The sequence below is a fragment of the Pseudomonas sp. NPDC089401 genome (assembly GCF_044749485.1).
Classification (GTDB): domain Bacteria; phylum Pseudomonadota; class Gammaproteobacteria; order Pseudomonadales; family Pseudomonadaceae; genus Aquipseudomonas.
This window is the reverse complement of record NZ_JBIVIA010000018.1, coordinates 80,345-106,924: the sequence shown is the minus strand read 5'-3', so window position 1 is coordinate 106,924 and position 26,580 is coordinate 80,345. Positions and strand designations below refer to the sequence as shown.

28 protein-coding genes are annotated in these 26,580 nt (G+C 65.3%); 14 read left to right on the top strand and 14 right to left on the bottom strand.

The features are described 5' to 3' along the window. Positions 1-115: 115 nt before the first annotated feature. The 3 genes from pbpG to ACIP21_RS27500 form a co-directional block, all read right to left on the bottom strand. Positions 116-1,042 carry a D-alanyl-D-alanine endopeptidase gene (pbpG, locus tag ACIP21_RS27510; protein WP_400694582.1) on the bottom strand — a complete coding sequence of 309 codons (927 nt, stop codon included), beginning with the start codon at positions 1,040-1,042 and terminating at the stop codon, positions 116-118. Between the two features lie 241 nt (positions 1,043-1,283). Further along, positions 1,284-1,466: a hypothetical protein gene (locus tag ACIP21_RS27505; RefSeq protein ID WP_400694580.1), complete on the bottom strand. Its 183-nt coding sequence runs from the start codon at positions 1,464-1,466 to the stop codon at positions 1,284-1,286. Between the two features lie 94 nt (positions 1,467-1,560). After that, positions 1,561-1,890: a hypothetical protein gene (locus ACIP21_RS27500; protein ID WP_400694579.1), complete on the bottom strand. Its 330-nt coding sequence runs from the start codon at positions 1,888-1,890 to the stop codon at positions 1,561-1,563. 160 nt (positions 1,891-2,050) lie between these two features. Between ACIP21_RS27500 and ACIP21_RS27495 the strand changes: the two genes are divergently transcribed. Next, on the top strand, positions 2,051-2,872 hold the full coding sequence (locus ACIP21_RS27495) for a shikimate 5-dehydrogenase (RefSeq protein WP_400694577.1): 822 nt from the start codon (positions 2,051-2,053) through the stop codon (positions 2,870-2,872). A gap of 147 nt (positions 2,873-3,019) precedes the next feature. Here the strand turns inward: ACIP21_RS27495 and ACIP21_RS27490 are convergent, their stop codons facing one another. The 3 genes from ACIP21_RS27490 to ACIP21_RS27480 form a co-directional block, all read right to left on the bottom strand. After that, positions 3,020-3,262, bottom strand: coding sequence for a hypothetical protein (locus ACIP21_RS27490; protein WP_400694575.1), 243 nt, complete (start codon positions 3,260-3,262; stop codon positions 3,020-3,022). Between the two features lie 82 nt (positions 3,263-3,344). Further along, a complete protein-coding gene (gloA, locus tag ACIP21_RS27485) occupies positions 3,345-3,872 on the bottom strand; it encodes a lactoylglutathione lyase (protein WP_400694574.1) in 528 nt (175 codons plus the stop codon). 225 nt (positions 3,873-4,097) lie between these two features. Beyond that, complete coding sequence (locus tag ACIP21_RS27480; RefSeq protein ID WP_400694587.1) at positions 4,098-4,457, bottom strand: histone-like nucleoid-structuring protein, MvaT/MvaU family; 360 nt, start codon at positions 4,455-4,457, stop codon at positions 4,098-4,100. A 347-nt stretch (positions 4,458-4,804) separates the two neighbouring features. Here ACIP21_RS27480 and ACIP21_RS27475 point away from each other — a divergent pair, with 347 nt between their 5' ends. Then, a complete protein-coding gene (locus ACIP21_RS27475; protein WP_400694572.1) occupies positions 4,805-6,094 on the top strand; it encodes an OprD family porin in 1,290 nt (429 codons plus the stop codon). Between the two features lie 22 nt (positions 6,095-6,116). Beyond that, positions 6,117-6,866: a precorrin-6A synthase (deacetylating) gene (gene cobF / locus ACIP21_RS27470; RefSeq protein ID WP_400694570.1), complete on the top strand. Its 750-nt coding sequence runs from the start codon at positions 6,117-6,119 to the stop codon at positions 6,864-6,866. 146 nt (positions 6,867-7,012) lie between these two features. Here the strand turns inward: cobF and ACIP21_RS27465 are convergent, their stop codons facing one another. Next, on the bottom strand, positions 7,013-7,363 hold the full coding sequence (locus ACIP21_RS27465) for a response regulator (RefSeq protein WP_400694569.1): 351 nt from the start codon (positions 7,361-7,363) through the stop codon (positions 7,013-7,015). Positions 7,364-7,617: 254 nt separating this feature from the next. Between ACIP21_RS27465 and ACIP21_RS27460 the strand changes: the two genes are divergently transcribed. The 5 genes from ACIP21_RS27460 to ACIP21_RS27440 are packed head-to-tail and all read left to right on the top strand — an operon-like array spanning position 7,618 to position 14,117. Continuing rightward, positions 7,618-11,085 carry a response regulator gene (locus tag ACIP21_RS27460; RefSeq protein WP_400694567.1) on the top strand — a complete coding sequence of 1,156 codons (3,468 nt, stop codon included), beginning with the start codon at positions 7,618-7,620 and terminating at the stop codon, positions 11,083-11,085. Then, positions 11,082-11,903: a CheR family methyltransferase gene (locus ACIP21_RS27455; RefSeq protein WP_400694565.1), complete on the top strand. Its 822-nt coding sequence runs from the start codon at positions 11,082-11,084 to the stop codon at positions 11,901-11,903. Before ACIP21_RS27460 ends, ACIP21_RS27455 begins: the two co-directional genes overlap by 4 nt. Beyond that, on the top strand, positions 11,900-12,475 hold the full coding sequence (locus ACIP21_RS27450; protein WP_400694563.1) for a chemotaxis protein CheB: 576 nt from the start codon (positions 11,900-11,902) through the stop codon (positions 12,473-12,475). The genes ACIP21_RS27455 and ACIP21_RS27450 overlap by 4 nt, the downstream gene beginning before the upstream one ends. Beyond that, the gene (locus ACIP21_RS27445) at positions 12,469-13,695 is read left to right on the top strand and encodes an ATP-binding protein (RefSeq protein WP_400694562.1); all 1,227 of its coding nucleotides are present in this window, start codon (positions 12,469-12,471) and stop codon (positions 13,693-13,695) included. Before ACIP21_RS27450 ends, ACIP21_RS27445 begins: the two co-directional genes overlap by 7 nt. 44 nt (positions 13,696-13,739) lie before the next feature. Beyond that, the gene (locus ACIP21_RS27440) at positions 13,740-14,117 is read left to right on the top strand and encodes a response regulator (protein ID WP_110632390.1); all 378 of its coding nucleotides are present in this window, start codon (positions 13,740-13,742) and stop codon (positions 14,115-14,117) included. A 110-nt stretch (positions 14,118-14,227) separates the two neighbouring features. On the opposite strand, the gene ACIP21_RS27435 is transcribed toward ACIP21_RS27440, so the two are convergent. Genes ACIP21_RS27435 through ACIP21_RS27425 form a run of 3 tightly spaced genes read right to left on the bottom strand, consistent with a single transcriptional unit; the run spans position 14,228 to position 16,864 of the window. After that, entirely contained in the window at positions 14,228-14,809 is a 582-nt protein-coding gene (locus ACIP21_RS27435) for a TetR/AcrR family transcriptional regulator (protein ID WP_400694561.1), read from the bottom strand. A 10-nt stretch (positions 14,810-14,819) separates the two neighbouring features. Next, the gene (locus ACIP21_RS27430) at positions 14,820-15,668 is read right to left on the bottom strand and encodes a 3-hydroxybutyryl-CoA dehydrogenase (protein WP_400694559.1); all 849 of its coding nucleotides are present in this window, start codon (positions 15,666-15,668) and stop codon (positions 14,820-14,822) included. Positions 15,669-15,679: 11 nt separating this feature from the next. Continuing rightward, the gene (locus tag ACIP21_RS27425; protein WP_400694557.1) at positions 15,680-16,864 is read right to left on the bottom strand and encodes an acetyl-CoA C-acyltransferase family protein; all 1,185 of its coding nucleotides are present in this window, start codon (positions 16,862-16,864) and stop codon (positions 15,680-15,682) included. Between the two features lie 169 nt (positions 16,865-17,033). On the opposite strand from ACIP21_RS27425, the gene ACIP21_RS27420 reads away from it, so the two are divergent. Then, on the top strand, positions 17,034-18,044 hold the full coding sequence (locus tag ACIP21_RS27420) for an AraC family transcriptional regulator ligand-binding domain-containing protein (protein ID WP_400694555.1): 1,011 nt from the start codon (positions 17,034-17,036) through the stop codon (positions 18,042-18,044). 63 nt (positions 18,045-18,107) lie between these two features. On the opposite strand, the gene ACIP21_RS27415 is transcribed toward ACIP21_RS27420, so the two are convergent. Further along, on the bottom strand, positions 18,108-18,260 hold the full coding sequence (locus ACIP21_RS27415) for a hypothetical protein (RefSeq protein WP_400694589.1): 153 nt from the start codon (positions 18,258-18,260) through the stop codon (positions 18,108-18,110). Positions 18,261-18,276: 16 nt separating this feature from the next. Next, positions 18,277-18,714, bottom strand: a complete 438-nt coding sequence (locus tag ACIP21_RS27410; protein WP_400694585.1) for a carboxymuconolactone decarboxylase family protein — start codon at positions 18,712-18,714, stop codon at positions 18,277-18,279. Positions 18,715-18,925: 211 nt separating this feature from the next. Between ACIP21_RS27410 and ACIP21_RS27405 the strand changes: the two genes are divergently transcribed. Continuing rightward, positions 18,926-20,122 (top strand): CynX/NimT family MFS transporter, encoded by a 1,197-nt coding sequence (locus ACIP21_RS27405; protein ID WP_400694554.1) that lies wholly within the window; start codon positions 18,926-18,928, stop codon positions 20,120-20,122. Here the strand turns inward: ACIP21_RS27405 and ACIP21_RS27400 are convergent. Continuing rightward, positions 20,115-21,548: a PLP-dependent aminotransferase family protein gene (locus ACIP21_RS27400; RefSeq protein ID WP_400694553.1), complete on the bottom strand. Its 1,434-nt coding sequence runs from the start codon at positions 21,546-21,548 to the stop codon at positions 20,115-20,117. The genes ACIP21_RS27405 and ACIP21_RS27400 overlap by 8 nt on opposite strands. Before the next feature lie 129 nt (positions 21,549-21,677). Between ACIP21_RS27400 and ACIP21_RS27395 the strand changes: the two genes are divergently transcribed. The 3 genes from ACIP21_RS27395 to ACIP21_RS27385 all read left to right on the top strand — a co-directional run bounded on the left by ACIP21_RS27395 (position 21,678) and on the right by ACIP21_RS27385 (position 25,441). Next, entirely contained in the window at positions 21,678-22,721 is a 1,044-nt protein-coding gene (locus tag ACIP21_RS27395) for a LacI family DNA-binding transcriptional regulator (RefSeq protein ID WP_400694552.1), read from the top strand. A 172-nt stretch (positions 22,722-22,893) separates the two neighbouring features. Next, positions 22,894-24,249 (top strand): MFS transporter, encoded by a 1,356-nt coding sequence (locus ACIP21_RS27390; protein WP_400694551.1) that lies wholly within the window; start codon positions 22,894-22,896, stop codon positions 24,247-24,249. 31 nt (positions 24,250-24,280) lie between these two features. After that, positions 24,281-25,441 carry a mandelate racemase/muconate lactonizing enzyme family protein gene (locus ACIP21_RS27385; protein ID WP_400694549.1) on the top strand — a complete coding sequence of 387 codons (1,161 nt, stop codon included), beginning with the start codon at positions 24,281-24,283 and terminating at the stop codon, positions 25,439-25,441. Here the strand turns inward: ACIP21_RS27385 and ACIP21_RS27380 are convergent. Then, on the bottom strand, positions 25,438-25,776 hold the full coding sequence (locus ACIP21_RS27380) for a hypothetical protein (RefSeq protein ID WP_400694547.1): 339 nt from the start codon (positions 25,774-25,776) through the stop codon (positions 25,438-25,440). The two genes, ACIP21_RS27385 and ACIP21_RS27380, sit on opposite strands and share 4 nt — an antisense overlap. A 172-nt stretch (positions 25,777-25,948) precedes the next feature. On the opposite strand from ACIP21_RS27380, the gene ACIP21_RS27375 reads away from it, so the two are divergent. After that, complete coding sequence (locus ACIP21_RS27375; RefSeq protein ID WP_400694545.1) at positions 25,949-26,530, top strand: flavin reductase family protein; 582 nt, start codon at positions 25,949-25,951, stop codon at positions 26,528-26,530. The last annotated feature ends 50 nt before the right edge of the window (positions 26,531-26,580 follow it).

The following is a 26,580-nucleotide window of genomic DNA, read 5'->3' as shown; positions in this document are numbered from 1 at the left end:
CCCCCCCCCCCCCCCCCCCCCCCCCCCCCCCCCCCCCCCCCCCCCCCCCCCCCCCCCCCCCCCCCCCCCCCCCCCCCCCCCCCCCCGCTCCTACAAGGCGGCGTAGCGTCTGGGCTTATTCCGAAGCCAGGCGGGCCTTGTTCTGCCGATCCGACTTGTATTGCAGGGCCACGGCCGGTGCCGGCTTGGCCGCGCCGGTTTCCAGCCACTGGCGCATCCGGCTGGCGTCGGCGAAGTGGGTGTACTTGCCGAAGGCATCGAGGATCACCATGGCCACCGGGCGGTTGTCCATGCGGGTCAGCAGCACCAGGCAATGGCCGGCTTCATTGGTGAAGCCGGTCTTGGTCAGCTTGATGTCCCAGTTGCTCTTGTTGACCAGGTGGTCGGTGTTGCGAAAGCCCAGGGTGTAGTTGGGCTTGCGGAAGGCCACGGTCTTCTCGCGGGTGGTCGACAGCTCGCTGAGCATCGGATACTTGCGCGCCGCCATCAGCAGCTTGCCCAGGTCGCGGGCGGTGGACACGTTCTGCGTCGACAGGCCGGTCGGCTCGACATAGCGGGTGTGGCTCATGCCCAGCGCACGGGCCTTGGCGTTCATCGCCTTGATGAAGGCCGGGTAGCCGCCCGGGTAGTGGTTGGCCAGGGTGGTGGCGGCGCGGTTTTCCGACGACATCAGGGTGATCAGCAGGGTTTCGCGGCGGTTCAGCTCGCTGCCCAGGCGCACGCGCGAGTACACGCCTTTCATGTCCGGGTTGTTGGCAATGGTCATGGTGAGCATTTCATCCATGGGCAGCTTGGCATCCAGCACCACCATGGCCGTCATCAGTTTGCTCACCGAAGCGATCGGCAGCACACGGTCGGCGTGGCTCGAGTACAGCTCCTGGTTGGTGTTCAGGTCGATCAGCAGGGCGCTGCCGGAGGCCAGGTGCAGTTTGGACGGGTCACGTTGAACCTGGGCCGGGGGTTGTGCAGCAGCGGTCGACGGAAGAGTCGCGGTACCTGTGAGCAACAGCAGCAGGCTGAGGATGGACAGGGATGTTTTCACGTTGAGGCTCACTAAAAGTTGGTATGTCGTTGGCTGTGCAAGGGTTTTCCCCCAAAAAACCGATGCATTGTGGAGTATGGCTGAAGTGCTGTCGATTGCTCGTTGAGCCGCCCCATCGAAATGAAGAAAGCTTCATGCTGTATCGGTTTTTCTAGCTCCGTTCGTCGGTTGGCGCAGGCAAAAAAAGACCCGCCAGGGGCGGGTCGGAAGAGGCGTAGGGAGCAACGCACAACAAATTCGTTCAAGCGATCAGGCAGTCGGCCTGGAGTCGGTCGGCCAGGGCCTGGGCCGAGGCGCGGGTGGCCAGCGGGCCGCTCACAGCCTCGCCATTGCGCATCAGGTACCAGCAGGCCAGCAAACCCTGCTCACGCAGGGTGGTGGGGACTGCGCTGCCGACGACGGACATGATCTGGATAGTGGCCATGGGGACCTCCTGCGAAACATGGCGCTACCTTACCCAGCCGCTCGCCGGCTTTGAAATCAACGCGCTCAATAGTGTTCATTGGTTTTTTCAACGGTTACCAGCGAGGCGGGCCGTAATACACCGGTGGCGGGCCATAGGTGCGGTACACCGGTGGTGGCGGGGCCGGCACGTAGTAGGGCTGGTAATAGACCGGTTGCGGCGGCGCCTGCACGTACACCGGTGGCGGCGGCGCATAGTAGGGCTGCTGCTGGACGTAGACGGTGCGGTCATGGCCGCCACTGACCGTCGCGCCAACCACGGCGCCGACCACGGCCGCGCCCAGCAGCGGGCCTGGGCCATACCAGCCACCACCATGGGCGCTGGCCTGCCCGCTGATGGCCAGGGCACCGACCAGCAGGGCGATTCCGGGGATGAGACGCTTCATGGTGCTTCCTCGCAATGAACCCCTCGTGCGGGGCCTCACTAATATGACTCCGGCCACTGTCAACTGAGCACAGGGGAATGGTAAAGGTTGTGTAAGGGACGACCGGTGGTTGGCTCTGCTAGGCTGCACAAACGTTTCAGTCATGAAAAAGGATCGGGTTATGGCGACAACTCCCAGTAGAGACACCGTGCTGTGCATTTCCCTGGCCGGCCGGCCTGGCACCTTTGGCGTGCGCTTTCATAACCACCTCTACCAGCAACTGGGGCTGGACTATTACTACAAGGCCATGACCACCCGCGACTTGCCCGCCGCCGTGGGCGGCATCCGCGCACTGGGGATCCGTGGCTGTGGCGTGTCGATGCCGTTCAAGGAGGCGTGCATGGTCCTGGTCGACGAAATCGACCCGTCAGCGGCCGCCATCGAGTCGGTCAACACCCTGGTCAATACCGCCGGTCACCTGAAGGCCTACAACACCGATTACCTGGCGGTGCGCCAACTGCTCGAACAACATCAGGTCGACCCGGGCACCGCCTTTGCCCTGCGCGGCAGTGGCGGCATGGCCAGGGCGGTGGCCAGCGCCCTGCGTGATGCCGGGTTCGGCGAGGGCACCATCGTCGCCCGCAACGAACAGGCCGGGCGCCAGCTGGCGGATGTGTGCGGCTACCGCTGGGTGCGGGAGCTGGGTGACCTGTGCCCGCCGATGCTGGTGAACGTGACGCCGGTCGGCATGGCCGGTGGGCCGGAAGCGGATGAGTTGGCGTTCAGCGAGCATGCCATCGCTGCGGCCGAGCGGGTGTTCGACGTTGTGGCGATGCCGGCGCGCACGCCGTTGATCCGCCGCGCCGAGGCGTTGGGCAAGCCGGTGATTACCGGGCTCGAGGTGATTGCCCTGCAGGCGCTCGAGCAGTTCGTGTTGTATACCGGGGTGCGGCCGAGCCGGGAGCAGGTCGACGCAGCCGTGCAGTTCGCTCGGGATCACTGATGTGCCTGCATGCCTGTAGGAGCGGCCTTGTGTCGCGAAAGGGCCGCGAAGCGGCCCCGGCGATTCATGCGGCGAAGCTACGATTCGGGGGGGCGCTGCGCACCCCTTTCGCGACGCAAGGCCGCTCCTACAAAGGCGGCGTAGGTGCTAGAAGGCCTTCTGGCCGTGGTCCAGCTGGTCATCCACCAGTGCCCGACCATGGGCCAGCGAAACGTGCTGGGCGTTCTCCAGGTCGGCGAAGAACTTCATCGGCATCGAGATGCGCCTGCTGGTGTGCCCCTGGGGATCGGTGATCAGGCAGCCGGCGGCATAGGGCAGGGGAGAGTCGGGGTGGGGCATCACGCTGGCGGTGATGGTGTGCTTGCGGTATTCACAGTGAAGAGATTGCATCGTCCTTACCTCGCTGTGGCATGTGAAGCAGTTACCTTCATATACCACGGCGAGGGGCCGGGAGTTCCCGGCCCGACGAGCGTCAGCCGACCAGCGCGGCGGGCTGGATCACTTCGACCCAGTAGCCATCCGGGTCCTTGACGAACGCCAGGTGGTTCATGCGGCCATCCTGCAGACGCTTCTGGAAGGGTACGTTCAGCTCCTCGAAGCGGGCGCAGGCAACGCGCACGTCCGGCACCGAGATGCAGATGTGGCCGAAACCGCGTGGGTCGGTGTTGCCGTTGTGATAGGCGAATTGCGCGTCGTTTTCGGTGCCGTGGTTGTGGGTCAGTTCCAGCACGCCCGGGATCGACTTCATCCACTGGTGGCGTTCGGCGTCATCGGCGGGGATCTGCGCCGGGTCGACCAGGGCCAGGAAGTACAGGCTGAAGGCGGCTTCAGGGAAGTCGCGCTTGTCCACCAGGCGGAAGCCCAGCACGCGGGTGTAGAAGTCCAGCGACTTCTCGATGTCCTTCACGCGCAGCATGGTGTGGTTGAAGACGAACTGGGCGGTGGCGGCGTCCGGTTGCGCGGTGACGCCCGGCAGGGTTTGCAGATCGTGCAGGCTCATGGGTACTCCAGAGACGGGGCTGGCACTCCAGTGCCAGCGAAACAGACAGGCGGCCATGATACGGCAGTGAAGCGATTGCGCAAATGAAAGCGCCCTGCACGAGTGCAGGGCGCTGGAATTAGAGGCCCGCATGTGCGGGCGCGTGATGGGGTCGCTAGTCCTTTAGCTGTTTCGATACTGCGACAGTCCTTGTGAAAAAAGTGTGAAGTGGACGTTGATGTTTCATCAGCGTACCCAGCTTTCCACCGTGCCGGCGCCGTACTGTTCCTTCCATGCTTTCAGGCCGCGGTGGTTGCCGCCCTTGGTCTCGATCAACTCGCCGGTGTGGGGGTTTTCATAGACTTTTACCACCCGTGGGCGGCGTTGCTGTTTGGCGGCTGGCGCTACGCTGCGGGTAACCGCCTTCGGGTCGAGGATGGCGACGATGTCGCGCAGACTTTTGTCGTAGCTTTTCATCAGGCCGACTAGTTTCTGCTCGAATTCGATTTCGCGTTTCAGGCCGGCATCCTTTTTCAGCGCCTCCAGTTGCGCCATTTGTTCCTGGAGCGCTTTTTCGGCAGCACGAAACTCTGCAAGTCTGGACACTGTAATCACTCCTGTACGTCTTGTGTGGCATGGCGTGACGAACATTGACGAAGAATAAACGCTGGCCACGCGGGTGGGTGTAACTGTTCGCTGGTATCGAGTGTAGCCACATTGTGGCAATGGGGTAAACCGCAAACTATTTATAAGTAATACGGGAACTTTACAAGTTTTCCGGGCGGTGTTTTCGGGCGTTTCAACGAGGCCGTAGACCATGGTCCAATGGTGCAGGGCAGAGCGCTTGCGCGATCATTTCAGATGATGGCCGCCGGCGTTGCTGGCGGTCGCATCCGCGTGGTGCAGCGGCACCACGGTTCGTTTTTCTGTCTTAGTTCTGGATGTTCCCTCGCATGTTTGCCCCCCTTGTTCTCGCCCCCGGGCGCCGTGTTGCCGGCCTGTTTCTGTTGTGTGCCGGTGCCCAGGCCCAGGCCGCCGGTTTTCTTGAAGACAGCAGTGCCAAGGTCGAAGCACGCAACGTCTATTTCAACCGGGATTTTCGTGACGGCCACAGCAGTTCCAGCCAAGGCGCCTCCAAGCGCGAAGAGTGGGCGCAAGGTTTTATCCTCAATGTGCAGTCCGGTTATACCCAGGGCCCGGTCGGCTTTGGCGTGGATGCACTGGGTATGTTCGGCTTCAAGCTCGACTCCAGCCCGGCCGACAGTAACAGTGGCTTGCTGCCTGCTTCCGGGCATGACCCACGGCATTCGGCCGATCAATACGCAAAGATGGGCCTGGCCGCCAAGGTCAAGGTATCCAATACCGTGTTCAAGTACGGTTCGATGATGCCGGATGTGCCATTGCTCAAATACAACGATGGTCGCCTGCTGCCGACAATGTTCCACGGCGCCCTGCTCACCTCCGAAGAAGTGCGCGACCTGAAGTTCACCCTGGCACGCTTCAACCAATACACCGCGCGTGACTCCACCGACCGCCAGGACATTCGCGTGCATTGCAAGAACAAGCGCTATGCCTGCGATATCGAGGCCGATCACTTCGACCTGGCCGGCGTGGACTACCGTTTCAATGACCGGCTCAGCGCCCAGTACCAGGTCTCCAGGCTGGAAAACATCTACCGCCAGCAGTTCCTCGGCCTGGTCGCCAGCCAGCCACTGGCGGTTGGCAGCCTGTCGGCCGACCTGCGCCTGATCAAGAGCGACGACATCGGCAATGCCCGCGCCGGCCAGATCGATCACCGTGCCTTCAGCGGCATGCTCGGCTACAGCCTGGGCGGCCACAAGGTCAGCGCCGGCTGGCAGCGCATGTACGGCGACAGCGCCATGCCGTACCTCGATGGCAGCAACCCGTACCTGGTCAACTACGCCCAGGTCAACGACTTCGCCGCCGCCCAGGAGCGCTCCTGGCAACTGCGTTACGACTACGACTTCAAGGCCCTGGGCGTTCCGGGCCTGAGCTTCTTCACCCGCTATATCAACGGCGACCATGTCAAGGTCCCGGGCAGCACTGCCCAGGGCAAGGAATGGGAACGCGACAGCGAGCTGAAGTACCAGGTGCAGAGCGGCACCTTCAAGGACGTCAGCGTGCGCCTGCGCAACTCCACCTACCGCAGCAACTACGAGAAGTGGGCGCGGGACATGGACGAAACCCGGGTCATCGTCAGCTATAACTTCTCTATCTTCTGAGGTCGAGAGCCCGGGCGCTGGCATGAAAGAGCTGTTGTTGATCGGCATCGGCCCGGGCGACCCGCGGCAGGTCACCTTCGAGGCGGTCGATGCACTGCGCCGCGCCAGCGTGTTCTTCGTGCTCGACAAGGGGGCCGGCAAGGATGAGCTGGTGCGCTTGCGCAAGGCCATTCTCGAGCACTACCGGCCCGAGGGCGGTTATCGCCTGGTACAGGTGGCGGACCCGCAGCGCGATGCCCAGGCGCCCGACTACCTGGGTGCGGTGCATGACTGGCATCGCCAGCGGGCGGCGCTGTATGCCCGTCTGATCGATGAGGAAATGGGCCGCGAGGATATCGGTGCCTTTTTGTTGTGGGGCGAGCCAGGCCTCTATGACAGTACCCTGCGCATCCTCGACCTGGTCCGCGAGCGTGGCCTGGCGCTGCAGCTGCACGTGATACCCGGCATCAGCAGCGTGCAGGCCCTGGCGGCGCGCCACCAGATTCCCCTGAACCGTATCGGCGAGCCGTTGGTCGTGCTGCCCGGGCGGCGCCTGGCCGAGCAGGGGCAGGTGGACAACGTGGTGGTGATGCTGGACGGGCAGGGCGCGTTTGCCGCGCTGGAGGATCCCGGGCTGGTGATTTTTTGGGGAGCTTACCTGGGGACTGTGGACGAAGTGCTGATCGCGGGGCCGCTGCAGGTGGTGAAGGCGCGGATTCTGGAGGTGCGCGAGCGGGAGCGTCGACGCAAGGGCTGGATCATGGATACCTACCTCCTGCGCCGGGAGCTTTGAGGTGAGCTGCCTGTGCCGGCCTCTTCGCGGCTAAAGCCGCTCCCACAGGGATATCATATGCCTTCAAGCCTGCTGATATCACAGGCCTTCAAGCCTGCTCCACACCTGTGGGAGCGGCTTTAGCCGCGAAGCTGGCGCCGCCGATCTCAAGGCGTACCGAGAATTGCTACCACCTTCTCGCGCAACTGCTCGATGCTGAATGGCTTGCCGATCAAGTGCATGCCTTCGGGCACCTTGAAGCTTTCGGCATAGCCACTGGCAAACAGCACCGGCAGCAGCGGCCGCGCGGCACGGGCCTTGGCCGCCAGCTCTTCGCCGCGCATGTCGGGCAGGCCGACGTCGGTCATCAGCAGGGCCAGCTGCTGGTCGGCATTTTCGATGACTTTCAGCGCTGCGCCGGCATTTTCCGCCTCAAGGGTGCTGTAGCCCAGTTCGTCGAGCACTTCGACCATCAGCATACGAACGATGTCGTCGTCTTCGACTACCAGTAGGTGCATGGTGAAATTCCTGTTGAAAATGGCATGTCCCTACTCTGTGCGTCAGGCAGGGGCAGAAGTTCCCGAGGATACCGATCCACGCAAATAGATGGAACGATTCGCACACGCCACCTTCAAATACTGGCTAAATGCCCTGCCGAACCCTGGAAAGCTGGTTAGACTCGCTGTGTAACCGGTGAGCGCAGCGGCAGGCGAACGATGGGCGTCAGCCGCCACACTTTTTCGATGGACTCTTCTCGCGCGGGCGTTTTCTCATGATTCAAGCAGCCACGATGGACCAGCAAAGCTTCCGCAAGTTATTGAGCCGCAACATCGGCTTGCCCCTCGGGGTGGGCCTGCTCGGTGCCGTAGCCTTTGTGGCGGTGATCAATTACTTGCTCACCGCCATGCAATGGGTCGAGCACACCGATCGGGTGATCGGCAACGCCAACGAGACGGTCAAGCTGTCGATCGACATGGAAACCGGCATGCGCGGCTTCCTGATCACCGGCGACGAGCGCTTTCTCGACCCCTACGAGGTGGCCAAGCCCCGCGTGCAAGGCAGCCTGGAGAGCCTGAAGACCCTGGTGCAGGACAACCCGCAGCAGGTCGACCGCATCGACCGCCTGATCGCCTTGCAGAACGCCTGGAACGCCTTCGCCAGCGAGATGATCAGCCAGCGCCGCAGCGGCGGCGACTACCAGGCTTCGGTGGGCAATGGCCGCGGCAAGCGCATCACTGACGAGATCCGCAAGGAATTCGACAGCCTGATCGGCACCGAGCAGCAACTGCGCATGTCACGCAACGAAAAGGTCAGCAGTGTCACCATAACGGCGATCACCACCTTCGTGCTGCTGATCGTCGGCCTCAGCGCCTTGCTCGCCTTCCTCGGCCGGCGCGACCTGCTGGCCCTGTCCGGCACCTACAACGAGAACCTGCTGGCCCAGCAGCGCGCAGCCGAGCGCCTGGAACACCAGGCCTGGCTGCGCAATGGCCAGACGCAACTGGCCGAGCAGGTACTGGGCCAGCTGACCCTGCCGATGCTCGGCGAGAACATCCTGCGCTTCTTCGCCAGTTACCTGGGCAGCGTGGTCGGCGCCTTGTACGTGCGTGACGAGCATGGCCGCCTGGTGCGCGTGGCCACCTATGGCCTGGCCGCCGAGGACCAGGCCCGCGAACAGGTGCTTGGCGACCACGACGGCTTGCTGGCCCAGGCCGTGCGCGAAGGTCGCTTGCTGCGCCTGGACGATCTGCCGCAGGATTTCTACCACCTCAGCTCGGGCCTTGGCAGCGGCCTGCCGCGCAGTGCGCTGCTGATGCCGGCCAGCGAAGATGGCCACATCAACGGCGTGCTCGAACTGGGCTTCCTGCGCCCGTTGCAGGAGCGCGATGACGAACTGCTGCAACGGGTCGGCGGCAACCTCGGCATTTCCATCGCCAGCGCCCGCTACCGCCAGCGCCTGCAGGAAGTGCTGGCCGAGACCCAGCAGCTCAACGAAGAGCTGCAGGTGCAGCAGGAAGAGCTCAAGACCGCCAACGAAGAACTCGAAGAGCAATCGCGGGTGCTCAAGGAGTCCCAGGCCCACCTGGAAACCCAGCAGGCCGAACTGGAGCAGACCAACGAACAGCTGTCCGAGCGCACCGAGGCCCTGGACCGCAAGAACGACGAGCTCAGCCAGGCCCAGGAAGAGCTGCAGGCCCGCGCCGACGACCTGCAGCGTTCGAGCAAGTACAAGTCCGAGTTCCTCGCCAACATGTCCCACGAGCTGCGCACGCCGCTCAACAGCTCGCTGATCCTGGCCAAGCTGCTGGCCGAGAACGGCGAGGGCAACCTCAGCGCCGAGCAGGTCAAGTTCGCCGAGTCCATCTATTCGGCCGGCAACGACCTGCTGAACCTGATCAACGACATCCTCGACATCGCCAAGGTCGAGGCCGGCAAGCTCGAAGTGCGCCCGGAACACACCCAGCTCGAACGCCTGGTCGAAGGCCTGCGCGGCATGTTCCTGCCGCTGGCCGAGCACAAGGGCCTGGGCTTCGAGGTCAGTGTCGAGGCACAGGTGCCGGCCACCCTGTTCACCGACCGCCAGCGCCTGGAGCAGGTGCTCAAGAACCTGCTGTCCAACGCCATCAAGTTCACCGAGCACGGCCAGGTCAGCCTGAACATCAGCTACCAGGCCAGTGCCGGTCTGATCTTCTCGGTGCGCGACAGCGGCATCGGCATTGCCGCCGACCAGCAGGAGGCGATCTTCGGCGCCTTCCATCAGGTCGACGGCACCAGCAACCGGCGTTATGGCGGCACCGGCCTGGGCCTGTCGATTTCCCGCGACCTGGCGCACTTGCTGGGCGGCCAGATCAGCGTCGACAGCAGCCCCGGCAAGGGCAGCGTGTTCAACCTGACCCTGCCGGAACGCTTCGAGGCGCAAGGCAAGGAAATCGAAGCCCTGAGCCTGCGCCCGGCGGTCGACAGCCTGCCGCCGGCACCCAAGGCCGCGGCCCCGGCCGTGACCAAGCGCCCGGCCCCGGCATTCGCCGACGACCGGGCCCGCGCACCGTTCGGCAATCGCTGCATCCTGGTGATCGAGGACGAGCCGAACTTCGCACGCATCCTCTTCGACCTGGCGCACGAGCTGGGCTACAGCTGCCTGGTGGCCCAGGCCGCCGACGAGGGTTACGAGCTGGCTGCCGAGTACATCCCCGATGCGATCCTGCTGGACATGCGCCTGCCCGACCATTCCGGCCTCACCGTGCTGCAGCGCCTCAAGGAGCAGGCCAGCACCCGGCATATCCCGGTGCACATCATTTCCGTCGAGGACCGCGTGGAAGCCGCCATGCACATGGGCGCGGTGGGCTACGCGGTCAAGCCGACCAGCCGCGAAGAGCTCAAGGAAGTCTTCGCCCGCCTGGAGGCGAAGCTGACGCAGAAGCTCAAGCACATCCTGCTGGTGGAGGACGACGACCTGCAGCGCGAGAGCATTGCCCGCCTGATCGGCGACGATGACGTCGAGATCACTGCCGTCGCCATGGCCCAGGACGCGCTGGAACTGCTGCGCGAAAACATCTACGACTGCATGATCATCGACCTCAAGCTGCCCGACATGCTCGGCAACGAGCTGCTCAAGCGCATGACCGCCGAGGATATCCGCTCGTTCCCGCCGGTGATCGTCTACACCGGTCGCAACCTCACCCGCGAGGAAGAAGCCGACCTGCTCAAGTACTCGCGCTCGATCATCATCAAGGGCGCGCGCTCGCCGGAGCGCCTGCTCGACGAAGTCACGCTGTTCCTGCACAAGGTCGAAGCGCAGCTGTCCAACGAACGCCAGCGCATGCTCAAGACCGCGCGCAGCCGCGACAAGGTGTTCGAAGGCCGCAAAGTGCTGCTGGTGGACGACGATGTGCGTAACATCTTCGCCCTGACCAGCGCGCTGGAACACAAGGGTGCCATCGTCGAGATCGGCCGCAACGGCCGCGAGGCCATCGAGCAGCTGGAGCGCAACGACGACATCGACCTGGTGCTGATGGACGTGATGATGCCGGAAATGGACGGCTTCGAGGCCACCCGCCTGATCCGCCAGCAGCCGCGCTGGCGCAAGCTGCCGATCATCGCCGTGACCGCCAAGGCGATGAAGGATGACCAGCAGCGTTGCCTGCAGGCCGGCGCCAACGATTACCTGGCCAAGCCGATCGACCTGGACCGCCTGTTCTCGTTGATCCGTGTATGGCTGCCGCAACTGGAGCGAATTTGACTAGCGAACGCAACACCGACATCGAGATCCGGCTGCTGATCGAGGCGATCTACCTCAAGTACAGCTATGACTTTCGCAACTATTCCGGCGCGTCGATCAAGCGCCGGATCCTCCATGCGCTGCGCCAGTTCGACTGCCTCACGGTGTCGGCGCTGCAGGAGCGGGTGCTGCACGACCCGGGCATGTTCATGCAGTTGCTGCAGTACCTGACGATCCCGGTCAGCGAGATGTTCCGCGACCCCGGCCACTTCCTGGCGTTGCGCCAGGAAGTGGTGCCGCTGCTGCGCACCTGGCCGTCGATCAAGGTGTGGATCGCCGGTTGCAGCACCGGTGAGGAGGTGTATTCGATGGCCATCATGCTGCGCGAGGAAGGCCTGCTGGAACGCACCATCATCTACGCCACCGACATCAACCCGCACTCGCTGGACCGTGCCAAGCAGGGCATCTATTCGATGCAGAGCATGCGCGAGTATGAACAGAACTACCGGTTGGCCGGTGGCCGTCGGGACTTCACCGAGTACTACACCGCAGCCTATGGCAACGCCATCATGGACAGCAGCCTGCGCGACAACGTGACCTTCGCCGACCATAGCCTGGCCACCGACAGCGTGTTTTCCGAAACCCAGCTGGTGTCGTGCCGCAACGTGCTGATCTATTTCAACAAGGACCTGCAGGACCGCGCCCTCGGCCTGTTCCACGAGTCGCTGTGTCACCGCGGCTTCCTGGTGCTGGGCAGCAAGGAATCGGTGGACTTTTCCGCCTACAGCTCCGGCTTCGAGCCATTGGTCAAGCCTGAACGGATCTTCCGTAAATCATGAAGGGCGTCAAGGCGGTGGTGATCGGCGCCTCGGCGGGTGGCGTGACGGCGCTGTTCACGGTGCTGGGCGCGCTGCCGGCCGCGTTCGCCACCCCGGTGTTGTGCGTGCTGCACCTGCCGGATGGCCGCCACAGCCAGCTGGCCGAAGTGCTGCAGCGGCGCTTGCGCCGGCCGGTGCGCCAGGCCTGTGACAAGGAGACCATCGCCGCCGGGCAGATCTACGTGGCCGGGCCGGGTTACCACCTGTCGGTGGAGACCGATTTCAGCCTGTCCCTGAGCCAGGAGGAACCGGTGCATTTCTCGCGCCCGGCGATCGATTTTCTCTTCACCTCAGCGGCCGATGCCTATGGCGCCGGGCTGCTCGGCATCCTCCTCACCGGGGCCAACGAGGATGGCGCCGAAGGCCTGGCCTACATCAAGAACAGCGGCGGCCGGACCGTGGTCCAGGACCCCCGCGACGCACAGGTGGCGATGATGCCGGAGGCCGCCCTGGCCCTGCACCAGCCCGACCTTATCCTTTCTCTGAGTGGTATCGGGCAGTTGCTCGCGACCTTGGAACCCAGCGCATGCTAAGCCACACCCCTGCCAAACTGCTGATCGTCGACGACCTGCCGGAAAACCTGCTGGCCCTCGACGCCCTGATCCAGGGCGAAGACCGCGAGGTGCACCAGGCGCAGTCGGCGGAGGCGGCCCTGTCGTTGCTGCTCGAACACGAGTTCGCCCTGGCCATTCTGGACGTGCAGATGCCGGGCATGAACGGTTTCGAGCTGGCCGAGCTGATGCGCGGCACGGAAAAGACCCGCAATATTCCGATCGTCTTCGTCACCGCCGCCGGGCGTGAGATGAACTATGCCTTCCGCGGCTACGAAAGCGGTGCGGTGGACTTCCTGCACAAGCCGCTCGACACCTTGGCGGTGAAGAGCAAGGTGTCGGTGTTCGTCGACCTGTACCGCCAGCGCAAGGTGCTCGACCGCCAGTTGCAGGCGCTGGAGCGCAGCCGCCAGGAGCAGGAGCTGCTGCTGGGCCAGTTGCAGGTGGCGCGCGGCGAACTGGAGCGCGCGGTGCGCATGCGCGACGACTTCATGTCGATCGTCTCCCACGAAGTGCGCACGCCGCTCAATGGCCTGATCCTGGAAACCCAGCTGCGCAAGATGCACCTGGCCCGCGGCAACATGGCAGCGTTCAGCCCCGACAAGCTGCAGGCCATGGTCGAGCGGGACGAACGGCAGATCAACAGCCTGATCCGCCTGATCGAGGACATGCTCGACGTCTCGCGCATCCGTACCGGCAAACTGTCGCTGCGGCCCAAGGTCTTCGACCTGGGCCAGCTGGTGCGCGGCCTGGTGGAGAACTTCGCGGCCCAGGCCACGGCGCAGGGCACCCACATCGAGCTGCAACGTTGTGACACCCTGCAGGGTGAGTGGGACGAGTTTCGCATCGAGCAAGTGCTGGCCAACCTGTTGTCCAATGCCTTGCGTTACGGCGAGCGGCAACCGGTGCAGGTGCGGGTGTTCGAGCAGGACGGCATGGCCCAGGTGCAGGTGCAGGACCACGGCATTGGCATCAGCGCGGCCAACCAGCAGCGGATCTTCCAGCAGTTCGAGCGCGTGGCCACCCAGCAGGCGGTGGGCGGCCTGGGCCTGGGGCTGTACATCTCGGAACAGATCGTGCAGGCACACGGTGGGCGGATCCAGGTGCAAAGCGAGGTGGGCGAGGGTGCCACCTTCAGCCTGCTGCTGCCGCTGGCGGGCGCGACGGAACAAAACGACCCGCTGCGGGCAACCTCCGCGTAAGCCTGGGGTCAGATAGCTATCGGTATGAATTTCAAGGCGTTGTCATGAGCGAAGATGCACAAGATGTGGTGTTGGTGGTCGAGGATGAACCGGCGATCCGGATGATCCTGCGCGATTACCTGGCGGGTGAGGGCTACCACGTGCTGGTGGCCGAAGATGGCGAGGAGGCGTTCGCCATCCTGGCGAGCAAGCCGCACCTGGACCTGATGGTCACCGACTTTCGCCTGCCCGGCGGGATTTCCGGGGTGGAGATCGCCGAGCCGGCGGTGAAGCTGAGGCCGGACCTGAAGGTGATCTTCATCAGTGGCTACCCGGCCGAGATCCTCGAGTCCGGCAGCCCGATCGCGCGCAAGGCACCGATCCTGGCCAAGCCGTTCGACCTCGATACCCTGCACGAGCAGATTCAGGCCCTGCTGCGCTAGTCTGTGCCGGCCCTTTCGCGGGTAAACCCGCTCCCACAGGTACTGCACAGCATTCGAAACCTGTGCGGTCCCTGTGGGAGCGGGTTTACCCGCGAAAGGGCCGGCACAGGCTAACGCAGGGTCCGCTCAATCCCCCCAACCAGCAGGCTCTCCATCAACCCGAGCCCTTGTTCCTCAGGCAGGTCCTTGAGCATCCCCGGCAGTTGGTTCAGCAAGGTCGCCACGACATGCGCTGTTGCTGCCAGTTCTTCCTTGTGCCGTGTCGCCCGAGGCGCAATCAACCGCAGCAACCCTGCCTCATACCCCTTCCTCAGTATCCCCAACCGCGCCTGCTGCTCCTCACTCAGGCAACACAAATCCCGCTCGGCCAGGCGAAACTGCAACGGCCGCTCGGCATGCAACTGCCAATGTGCCGCGATCAGGCAACTCATGGCCGAAGCTCCACGCGCCATCGCCCGTCGCCCTAGCTCCAAAGTCGCCTGCAGTTCTTCATACAACTCCTCTATCAAGTCGTACAGCAGGTCCTGCTTGCTGGGGAAGTGGTGATACAACGAGCCCGCGGTCAGGCCCACATGCGCTGCCAGCTCGCGCATGCTGACCTGGCCGAAGCCCTTTTCGGCGAACAGCGCCATGGCCCGGTCGCGTCGCTCCTCGAAGTTGGCACAGCGCATCGCGGCATTGACCGGGGGCATGGCGCGTGCCTCAGTAGGTGAAGAAGCCGCGGCCGCTCTTGCGCCCCAGCCAGCCGGCCGCGACCATCTCTTTGAGCAGCGGGGCGGGGCGGTACTTGCTGTCGTTGAAGCCCTCGTGGAAGGCCTCCATGATCGCCAGCAGGGTATCCAGGCCGATCAGGTCGGCCAAGGCCAGCGGGCCGATCGGCTGGTTGCAGCCCAGGCGCATGCCGGTGTCGATGTCCTCGGCACTGGCCAGGCCTTCCTGGCGCACGAAGATCGCCTCGTTGATCATCGGCACCAGGATGCGGTTGACCACGAAGCCCGGGCGGTTGCCGGCGGTGATCGGGGTCTTGCCGAGCTTTTCGGTCACCAGCAACGCCTGGGCATAGGTGCTGTCGCTGGTCTGCAGACCACGGATGATCTCCACCAGCGCCATCATGGGCACCGGGTTGAAGAAATGCGCGCCGATGAAGCGCTCCGGGTGGTCGATGCCAGCTGCCAGCTGGGTCACCGACAGCGACGAAGTGTTGGTGGCGATCAGGCACTCGGCGGCGACGTTGGCCGCCACCTGCTGGAGGATGCGTTGCTTGAGCTGCAGGTTCTCGGTGGCCGCCTCGATAACCAGTTGTGCGCCAGCCAGCTGGGCGTAATCGGTGCTGGTGCGGATACGGGTTTTCGCCGCGGCGGCGCGGTCGGCGTCGAGTGTGCCCTTGCTGACCTGGCGCTCGAGGTTCTTGCTCAAGGTCGCCACGCCGCGCTCCAGCGCTGCGTCGGAAACGTCCACCAGCAGCACCTGGTAACCTGCCGCCGCGCATACCTGGGCGATGCCGTTGCCCATGGTGCCGGCACCGATCACGGCAATCTGTTCGATGTTCATGGTTCAGTTCCTCAGACGCGCTCGAAGACCACGGCGATGCCCTGGCCGCCGCCGATGCACATGGTGGCCAGCGCGTAGCGGCCCTGGATGCGTTGCAGCTCGTGGATGGCCTTGGTGGCGATGATCGCCCCGGTGGCACCCACCGGGTGGCCGAGGGAGATGCCCGAGCCGTTGGGGTTGACCTTTTCCGGGTCGAAGCCCAGCTCGCGGGCCACGGCGCAGGCCTGGGCGGCGAAGGCTTCGTTGGACTCGATCACGTCCAGCTCATCGACCGTGAGGCCGGCCTTTTCCAGCACCTTGCGGGTCGCCGGGATCGGGCCCAGGCCCATCAGCTCCGGCTCGACCCCGGCGTGGGCGTAGGCCACCAGGCGTGCCAGCGGCTTCAGGCCCAGGCGGCGCACCGCGTCACCGCTGGCCAGCACCAGGCCGGCGGCGCCGTCGTTGATGCCGCTGGCGTTGCCGGCGGTGACGGTGCCATCTTTCTTGAACACGGTCTTCATCCCGGCCAGCTGTTCGGCGGTCACCTCGGCACGCACGTGCTCGTCGACCGCGAACTGCACGGTGCCTTTGCGGGTTTTCAGCTCCAGCGGCACGATCTGGCTGTCGAAGCGGCCTTCGGCCTGGGCGCGAGCGGCGCGGCGCTGGCTGGTGAGGGCCAGTTCATCCTGCATTTCGCGGCTGACGCCCAGCTTGGCAGCGACGTTTTCGGCGGTGATGCCCATGTGGAAGTGCTCGAACGGGTCCTGCAGCACGCCGACGGTGTAGTCGATGCCTTGCAGGTCGCCCATGCGCGCGCCCCAGCGGGCTTGCGGCAACAGGTACGGGCCACGGCTCATGGACTCGGCGCCGGCGGCCAGGGCTATCTCGGCGTCGCCCAGGGCCAGGCACTGGGCAGCCGAGACGATCGCCTGCAGGCCCGAGCCGCACAGGCGGTTGACGTTGAAGGCCGGGGTTTCCTTGGGGATGCCGGCGTTCATCGCCGCCACCCGCGACAGGTAGGCATCGCGCGGTTCGGTGGGGATGACGTTGGCCATCACCACATGGCCGATCTGCTCGGCGGGCACGCCCGAGCGCTCGATGGCGGCGCGGGTCACGGCGGTGGCCAGGTCGGCCAGTGGCAGGTCCTTGAGGGACCCGCCGAAGCCACCGATGGCGGTCCGTACGGCACTGACCACGAAGATTTCGACGTTGCTCATGTGAGGCTCCATTGCGTAGGCATGGCGGGAGCAGGCCAGGCTCTGCGAGAATGGCCGGCGATCCCGGGATGGGGTCCGAGTCTAGGCAAAGGCGCGGTCGTGGCCTATGCCGGATCTGTTCAGTCAACCTGGCACTTTTTGCCACTCAGCATAGACAGCGAATTCCACCATGCGCGATAGCGATACGGTCGCGGTGTACTTTCTCAATGCCATGCTCCATGCCCTGCGCGCGCAGCCCGCCGCGCTCGAGGCGCGGTTGCGCGGCGTGGGCATCGACCCGGCCGTGCTCGGCCAGCCCCAGGCCCGGGTGCCGGCCAGGGCATTCGCCCGGCTGTGGCTGGAGATGATCCATCTGCTGGAAGACGAGTTCTTCCGCCTCGACAGCCACGGAATGCCGCTGGGCAGCTTTGCCCTGATCTGCCGTGGGTTGATCCAGGAGCCGACCCTGGAGAAGGCCCTGCGCCAGTGCCTGGGCAACTTCAGCCTGTTCCTGCGCGACCTGCGCGGCAGTTTGACGGTGCGTGGCGGGCGTGCGCTGATCAGTGTGCAGTCGACCATCGACGACCCGCTGACCCGGGTGTATGCCGAGGAAACCTACCTGGTGCTGGTGGTCGGCCTGCTGTGCTGGCTGGGCGGGCGGCGTATCGCCATCGACCGCACCGAGCTTGCCGTGGCGCGCCCGGCCCAGGAAGACGACCTGCTGCTGTGGGGCCCGGACCTGCGCCTGGGCAGCGGGCGTACCGAGGTCGAGTTCGACAGCGCTTGCCTGCGCCTGCCGGTGCTGCAGGACCTCGCGGGGCTGAAGACCTTCCTGCGCAGCGCACCCCAGGGCCTGGTGATTCGCTTTCGCAACCACAATGGCGTCGTGGCGCAGGTGTATCGGCATCTGCGGGCCCGCCGTTACGGCCAGTGGCCAACCTTGGCGGCGCTTGCACAACAGCAGGGCATCAGTGCCAGTACCTTTCGCCGCCAGTTGGAGCGGGAAGGGCGCTCGTATCAGCAGATCAAGGATGAAGTGCGCCGGGCGATGGCCTTTGAACACCTGCGCGAGGGGACCTTGAGCATCGCCGAGATTGCCGAGCAGGCGGGCTTTCAGGAGCCCAGTGCGTTTCACCGGGCATTCAAGAAGTGGACGGGACAGAGCCCGGGGAGTTATCGGCACCGGTTGGCCGGGCGCTAGTCGTCAGCCGGTGATGGCCCCTTCGCGGCGGTTCGACGCCGCGAAGGGGCCAGCCCTCAAACCTCAATCCTGCAGGTCGGCCGCCAGCGCCTTGACCCGTGCCAGGTCACCCTTGGCCACTTTCGCCACCCCCGCGCCACCCCCGCGCCACCCCCGCGCCACCCCCGCGCCATACTCGGCATCGGCCTTGTACAGGAACGATAGAATGCTGTGCAAAACCCTCAATCGAGATTCAGGCCGGCACCATGGCAAAGCCGACACCGAAGCGGTTCCAGGCATTGATGGTGGCGATGGCCAGGGTCAGGTTGGCCACCTCGGTCGGCTCGAAGTGCGCTTGCAGCGCCTCGTACACCGGCTGCGGCGCGCCGTGTTCAGGGAGGCGGGTCAGGCATTCCACCCAGGCCAGCGCGGCACGCTCGCGCGGCGTGAAGTACTTGGTCTCCTGCCAGACGCACAGGGTCTGCAAGCGTGCCTCGGTTTCGCCGGCCTTGCGCGCATCGTTGGCATGCATGTTCACGCAGTAGGCGCAGCCGTTGATTTGCGAGGTGCGCAGGCGCACCAGTTCCAGCAGCGAGTTCTCCAGGCCGCTCCTGGCCAGAGCCTGTTCCAGGCCGACCATGGCCTTGTAGGCTTCCGGCGAGTGTTTGGCCCATTCAATACGGTCGTGCATGCTGTGCTCCAGGTTGGATGTGGTGGACATGCCACTACCTTAGCGCCAGCCGCCGAGCGGCCCGATAGCCAATCGCACGCTTTGCCGGGAGGCCAATCCACGCTCATTCAGGTGGCCACTGACGGGCATCCAATCTCTTCATTTCTGCCTTGACCGATCAGACAGGATAATGCGCGGATCCTGCGTTTGAGTCTTGGAGTACCGATTCGTGATGAGAGGGGCATTGAACCTGTTGCTGGTGCTGTTGCTGGCAGCGAACCTGCGGCCGATCCTGACCAGCATCGGCCCGTTGCTGGAACCGATGCGCGCGAGCACCGGGCTGGGCTACCAACAGGCGGCACTGCTGACGGCCCTGCCGGTGCTGTGCATGGGCCTGGTGCCCCTGTTGCAGCCGTGGCTGCGGCGCTGGATCAGCGAGCATGGCGGCATGCTCGGCGGCCTTGCCGCCATTGCCCTGGCCTGCCTGTGGCGGTTGCAGCTGGACAGCGCCTGGGCGCTGATCGCCAGCGCCGTGCTGGCGGGCCTGGGCGTGGCGGTGGTACAGGGCATGATGCCGGGCCTGGTCAACCGCTGGTTCCCCAACCGCCTGGCCGGGACCATGGGCCTGTATTCGGCGGCGCTGATGAGCGGAGGCGGCCTGGCGGCCGTGCTCGGCCCACACATCAGCGAGCACTTCGGCCACTGGCAGGCAGGCCTGGGCCTGTGGGCGTTGCCGGCCGTGCTGGCGTTGTTCGCCTGGGCCGCGCTGCGCCCGCGCGACAGTGTGCCGAAGCTGGCCGGGGCCGCTGGCGGGCACTGGTTCGGCACGCGCCGGGCATGGTTGCTGGCGCTGTATTTCGGCCTGATCAACGGCGGCTATACCAGCATGGTGGCGTGGCTGCCGGCGTATCACCTGGAACACGGCGGTAGCGCCCAGGGCGGCGGTGACCTGGTCGGGCTGATGACCATTTTCCAGGTCTGCGGCGCGCTGGGCCTGCCGCTGTTGTTGCGCCGTTTCACCGACCGTCGCCCGGGCCTGTGGCTGGCCTTGTCGATCCAGCTGGCCGGCTTTCTCGGGCTGCTGCTGGCGCCGGGCGTGGCCATGGGCCTGTGGGTGGCGATGATCGGGTTCGGCCTCGGGGCCTGCTTCAGCCTGAGCCTGACCTTGACCCTGGAACACCTGAAGAGCCCGGCCGAAGCCGGCAGCCTGGCGGCCTTCGTGCAGGGCATCGGCTTCATCGTCACCGGCATCATCCCGTACATCACCGGCTGGTTGCGCGATGTCAGCGGTGATTTCCAGGCCTCGTGGACCCTGCTGACCGTCACCGTGCTGGCGATGCTGCTGGTGACCGCCTGTTTTGCCCCGCGCGGTTATGCCGCCGCCATCGCCCGGCCACGGCGGGGCAGCCGGGCGGCGCTACTCAGCTGAGGCGTTGCAGGGTATCGCGCACCCGGTCCAGCGCCGGGTCGATGTCCAGCAGCTCGATGGCGCCGAAGCCCAGCAACAACCCGGGGCGCACCGGCGCCTCACTGAAGAACGGTGCCAGTGAATACAGGCCGACTTCGACCTTGCGCGCGAGGTTGGCCAGCAGCTCCACGTCCACCCCAGGCCGGGCCAGGGCGCTGAGGTGGAACCCGGCACTGGCCGGCACGGCGTCGAACCAGGGCGCCAGGTCGCCTTCCAGGCGCGCCAGGATCCGTTCTCGGCGGGCGCTGTAGATGTCGTGGCAGCGACGGATGTGCTTGTTCAGGTGGCCCTCGCCGATGAACCGCGCCAGAGCCCATTGCAGCAGCGTCGGGCTGTGCCAGTCGCTCAGGTGCTTGGCCACGCAGGCGGCCTGCAGCACCGCTGGGGGCAACACCGCATAGCCCAGGCGCAGCTCGGGCAGCAGGGTCTTGGAGAATGTCCCCACGTAGGCCACCAGCCCATGCCGGTCCAGGCGCTGCAAGGCATCCGACGCCGGGCCCTGGTAGCGGAACTCGCAGTCGTAGTCGTCCTCGATGACCAGCGCGCCGAGCTCGGCGGCGCGGGCCAGCAAGGCCTGGCGGCGGCGTTCGCTCATTGGCATGCCGAGGGGGAACTGGTGCGAGGGGGTCACATAGATCAGCCGGGTGCCGTCGGCGATCTGCGCCACGCACAGCCCTTCGTCGTCCACCGGCACCGATTGCAGCTTCGCGCCCAGGGCCAGGAACAGCTGGCGTGCCGGGGGGTAGCCGGGGTCTTCCATGGCGACCGGGCAACCCGGCTCGATCAGCACCCGGGCGATCAGGTCCAGCGCTTGCTGGGCGCCGTTGCACACCAGCACGTCAGCCGCGCTGCAATGCACGCCGCGGGCGTAGGCGATATGGTGGGCGATGGCCTCGCGCAGTTCCGCCAGGCCCTGGGCCGCGAACTGCCGCTCGGGGTGACGCTGGCTGCGGCGCAGGGCATAGTTCAGGCAACTGCGCCACTGGTCGAAGGGGAACTGTGCCTTGTTCGAGGCGCCGCCGACGAAGTCGTAGCGCGACGGGGCTTGCTGGGTACGCCCGGCCAGCACCGTGGCGCGTTGCTGCCAGCGCGTCAGCGAGGTGGCCGCCGCCAGCGGCACCGCCTCGGTTTCAGGGGCGGGCAAGGGCTGGCGCGGGGTGATGAAGGTGCCACGGCCGACCACGCCACTGAGCAGGTTGTCGTAGGTCAGCCGCGAGTAGGCTTCGGCCACGGTCTTGCGTGAGACGCCCAGTTGCTCGGCCAGCAGGCGGGTCGGCGGCAACTGGGTGCCGGCGGCCAGGTGGCCGCTGTCGATACCGGCGCGCAGTTGCTGGTAGAGCTGGTCGGCCAGGCCCTTGCGGCCTTCGAGGCGGATATGCAGTTCCATGGAGCGGGTCCGAAGCGGGGGAGAGCAGAGGATAGCGGATTGCCGTGCGCGAGGTAGCGGCCCCGTGCACCGACGCCTTGGCTTTGGTAGATTCTACCGCTGCCCTCCCGCGCGAATCCTGAATCTCCCATGGCGAAAAAAACCGGCCAGTCCACTTCGGCCCACGGCTCCACGCAAAAAAACAGCCCGACCCTGATCGACGTGGCCAAGGTCGCCGGCGTTTCGCCGATCACCGTGTCGCGCGCGCTGCACCGCCCCGAGGTGGTCAGCAAGGCCGCGCGCGAGAAGGTGCTGGCCGCCGTGCGCGAGGTCGGCTACGTGTCGAACATGCTCGCCGGCAGCCTGGCCAGCAACAAGAGCCGGCTGGTGGCGATCCTGCTGCCGACCATCGCCAACTCGATCTTCGCCGACACCGTACAGGCCTTGATGGACCGCCTCACAGCGGCCGATTATCAGACGTTGCTGGGCCTGACCGGCTATTCCGCCGAGCAGGAGGAGAAGCTCATCGAGGCGCTGCTTGGCAGGCGGCCCGACGGCATCGTGCTGACCGGCACCCTGCACACCGAAGCCAGTCGCCAGCGCCTGGCCCAGTCGGGCATCCCGGTGGTCGAGTCGTGGGACCTGAGCGAGGACCCGCTGGACATGCTGGTGGGCTTTTCCCACGAAGCAGTGGGGGAGGCCGTCGCCCGCCATCTGCTCGGCAAGGGCTACCAGCGTTTCGCCGTGGTCAGCATCGGCGACCCGCGCGGCCTGCGCCGCTGCAACAGCCTGGTGACTGAGCTGGCCCGCCATGGCCACAACGACATCCCCACGCAGATCCTCACCCCACCGGCCACCCTGGAAGTCGGCCGCAGCGGCCTGTGTCAGTTGCTTGACCAGGGCCATCGCCCCGACGTCGTGGTGTGCAGCTCCGACACCATCGCCCAGGGCGTGCTCGCCGAGGCCGCCAGCCGCGGCCTGCGGGTGCCCGAAGACCTGGCGGTGATGGGCTTTGGCGACCTCAGCAGTGCCGCCCAGGTGCACCCGCCGCTGTCCACCGTGCGGGTCGACGGCACGCGCATCGGCGAACAGATCGCTCAGGCCTTGCTCGAGCGCTTCAGCTACCCGGCGGGCCGCGTCGAGCCGTTGCGCATCGACACCGGCTTCACCCTGATCGACCGTCAGAGCACCTGAGTTTTCCTGCCGGGCGACGAATGCCCTCTTGAATGATTGCGCAATCATTGTAAGATCGAACCCACAGCCACCTGCTGCCTTTTGCTGATGGCTGTTTTTTTGATCCTGAAATGATTGCGCAATCATCGGCGGGTCAAATCCAGCGGCAACCATCACAACAAGGAAAACAACAGTGATCACTCCAACCTCCGAGGCAGCCAGGACCAACGTCCGCTACCTGATCCTGGCGATGATCTTCATCGTCACCGTGTTCAACTATGTCGACCGCGCCACCCTGTCGATCGCCGCGCCCGCCATGCGCACCGACCTGGGCTTCGATGCCGTGACCATGGGCATCGCCTTTTCCGCCTTCGGCTGGGCCTACACCAGCATGCAACTGCCGGGCGGGGTGATCCTCGACCGCTTCGGCTCGCGCCTGGTGCTGGGCATGAGCCTGATCATCTGGTCGACCTTCACCTTCCTGCAGGGCTTCGTCGACCTGTTCAGCTCGGCGTTCCTGGCACTGTTCGTCCTGCGTTTCATGATGGGCGTGGCCGAGTCGCCGGCGTTCCCGGCCAACAACCGCCTGACCGTGATGTGGTTTCCGCGCCACGAACGCGGGTTGGCCACGGCGATCTTTCAGTCGGCGCAGTACTTCGCGCTGGCGGCGTTCACACCGCTGATGGTGCTGCTGCTGAACGCCTTCGGCTGGCAGCACGTGTTCTTCTGGACCGGCGCCGCCGGCATCCTGATCGGCCTTCTGTGGTTCAAGTGCGTGCACGAGCCGCGTCGCGACAAGCGTGTCAACGCGGCCGAACTGGCCTATATCGAAGCCGGCGGCGGCCTGCCCGACATGGGCGACATCAAGACCCCGTTCAGCTGGGCGCGCCTGCGCGGCATCGCCGGCAACCGCATGATGGCCGGCATCTACCTGGGCCAGTTCTGCCTGACCTCGATCACCTGGTTCTTTCTCACCTGGTTCCCCACCTACCTGATCGAAGCCAAGGGCATGACCTTGCTCAAGGTCGGCCTGGTGGCGGCGATCCCGCCAGTGGCCGGCTGCCTGGGCGGGATGATTGGCGGGGTGTGGTCGGACTGGATGCTGAAAAAGGGCTTCAGCCTCACCGCCGCGCGCAAGACCCCGATCATCTGCGGCCTGCTGCTGTCGAGCAGCATCGTCGTGGCCAACTACACCCAGTCGGTACCGCTGGTGATCCTGGTGATGTCGATCGCGTTCTTTGCCAAAGGCGTCGGCAACCTCGGCTGGTGCATCGTCGGCGACGTGTCGCCCAAGCGCGCCATGGGCATCAGCGGAGCGATGTTCAACTTCTGCGGCAACATCGCCAGCATCGTCACGCCGATCGCCATCGGCCTGCTGGTCAAGCAGGGCTCGTTCGATGCGGCGTTGATCTACGTTGCCGCCATGGGCCTGCTCGGCGCCTTCGCCTACCTGGTCATCGTCGGGCCGCTCAAGCGCCTGGAGGTCGATGGCCTGCAGGACACCCCGGCCGAACCCGCGCCATCCACCGTTTCCAGCCCACTGCGCTGAACCTTTTCCCTACGCCCATCAGGAGAGCCCCATGCTCGCACAAGAACAACAACACCCATCCGCCGACCACGACCGCATTGCTTACGTAAAGGTGTCGTCGGTATTCCTGCCGCTGGCCAATCCGATCAGCGACGCCAAGGTGCTCACCGGCCGGCAGAAGCCGATGACCGAGATCGCCATCCTGTTCGCCGAGATCCACACCGAGGACGGCCACCAGGGCCTGGGCTTCAGCTACTCGAAACGCGCCGGTGGCCCCGGCCAGTTCGCCCATGCCAAGGAGATCGCCCCGGCGTTGATCGGCGAGAACCCCAGCGACATCGCCAAGCTTTGGACCAAGCTGTGCTGGGCCGGTGCCTCGGTGGGCCGCAGCGGCCTGTCGACCCAGGCCATCGGCGCCTTCGACGTCGCCCTGTGGGACCTCAAGGCCAAGCGCGCCAACCTGTCCCTGGCCCGTCTGCTAGGCGCCCAGCGTGATTCGGTGCGCTGCTACAACACCTCCGGTGGCTTCCTGCACACACCGCTCGATCAACTGCTGAAAAACACCGACCTGTCACGCGAGAAGGGCATCGGCGGGATCAAGCTCAAGGTCGGCCAGCCCGATTGCGCGGTCGACCTGCACCGCGTCGCCACCGTGCGCCAGCACCTGGGCGAAAGCTTCCCGCTGATGGTCGACGCCAACCAGCAATGGGACCGCCCGACTGCCCAGCGCATGTGCCGCCGCTTCGAGGAATACAACCTGGTGTGGATCGAGGAGCCACTGGACTGCTACGACGCCGAAGGCCATGCGGCACTGGCCCAGCAATTCGACACGCCGATCGCCACCGGCGAAATGCTCACCAGCGTTGCCGAGCATGCCGAGTTCATCCGCCTGCGCGGGGCCGACTACCTGATGCCGGATGCGCCACGGGTCGGCGGCATCACGCCTTACCTGAAAGTGGCGGCGCTGGCCGAACAGGCTGGGGTGATGATCGCACCGCACTTTGCCATGGAGCTGCACGTGCACCTGGCTGCGACCTACCCGACCGAACCTTGGGTCGAACATTTCGAATGGTTGGAACCGTTGTTCAACGAGCGCCTGGAGACCCGCGATGGGCGCATGCAGGTGCCGACTCGCCCGGGCCTGGGTTTGACCCTGAGTGAACAGGTCAAACCGTGGACTGCCCAGGTGGCGGAGGTGGGCAAGCGGCCCTAGAAGCGCGCCGTGCTTATGGTGATATAGCCTTTGTCCTGGAGGGCGATACGGATCACCGTCTCGTCCGCCGGGGCCTTGCGCTTCTGCTTGATGCACACACCGTCCACCGCCACCGCGCGCATGCGCTGGCTGATGGCGCGGCCGGTGGGGTCGAAGAACGCCTCGCTGGCGAGCAGTTCGACGCGTTCGACCAACTGCCGCGTGTGCTCGTCGGTGGCGCAGAAGAACATCACTCCGGACCAATGGGGGTCTTGCTCTGGGTTGCGGACCTCATGGGCCAGGAGCTCGCGCAGGGTGCTGCGCAGTTGGGTGGTGATGCGGGTGTATGCTGGCATGGGCAGCCTCCTGGGGATCGCGAGTGCCGATGATGTTTTCGCCGGCCCAGCGCGACAAGTAAGATGCTTCCGTGCATGTCATAAGAAGTTTCTGACGCTACAGGGTGGGTGTCGCCGCCGTATTGATGCGGCACAATCCTTTGCCTGATTTCCCTGTAGAACGAGGACACCGATGAACAGCCACTTCCAAGCCGTCGACCTGCAAAAGGCCTACCGCCTGCTCAACCATGGGCCGACCGTGCTGGTGTCGGCCAGCCACGACGGTGTGGACAACGTCATGGCCGCGGCCTGGGCCTGCGCACTGGACTTCGCCCCGCCCAAGGTCACCGTGGTGCTCGACAAGATCGCCCGCACCCGGCAACTGGTCGAAGGCAGCGGCGTGTTCGTGATCCAGGTACCGACCGCGGCCCAGGCGCAGCTGACCCATCAGGTCGGCAGCCGCAGCCTGTTCGACCAGCCGGACAAGCTGGCCAGCATCGGCGTCGAGCTGGAACGGGTCGAAGGGCACGCGGCACCGCTGGTCAAGGGCTGCTCGGCCTGGCTGATGTGCAAGGTGATCGACGAGCCGCACAACCAGAACACCTATGACCTGTTCATTGGCGAGGTGGTGGCGGCGTGGGCGGATGACCGGGTGTTCCGTGACGGGCACTGGGCGTACGAGACGGCCGACCCGCAGTGGCGGAGCCTGCACTATGTGGCTGGGGGGCATTTCTACGCCATTGGCGAGCCGGTGGTGGTGAACCCGCAAGATTGACGTTGGCCTTTTCGCGGGTAAACCCGCTCCTACAGGGGCTCAGGCGGTCC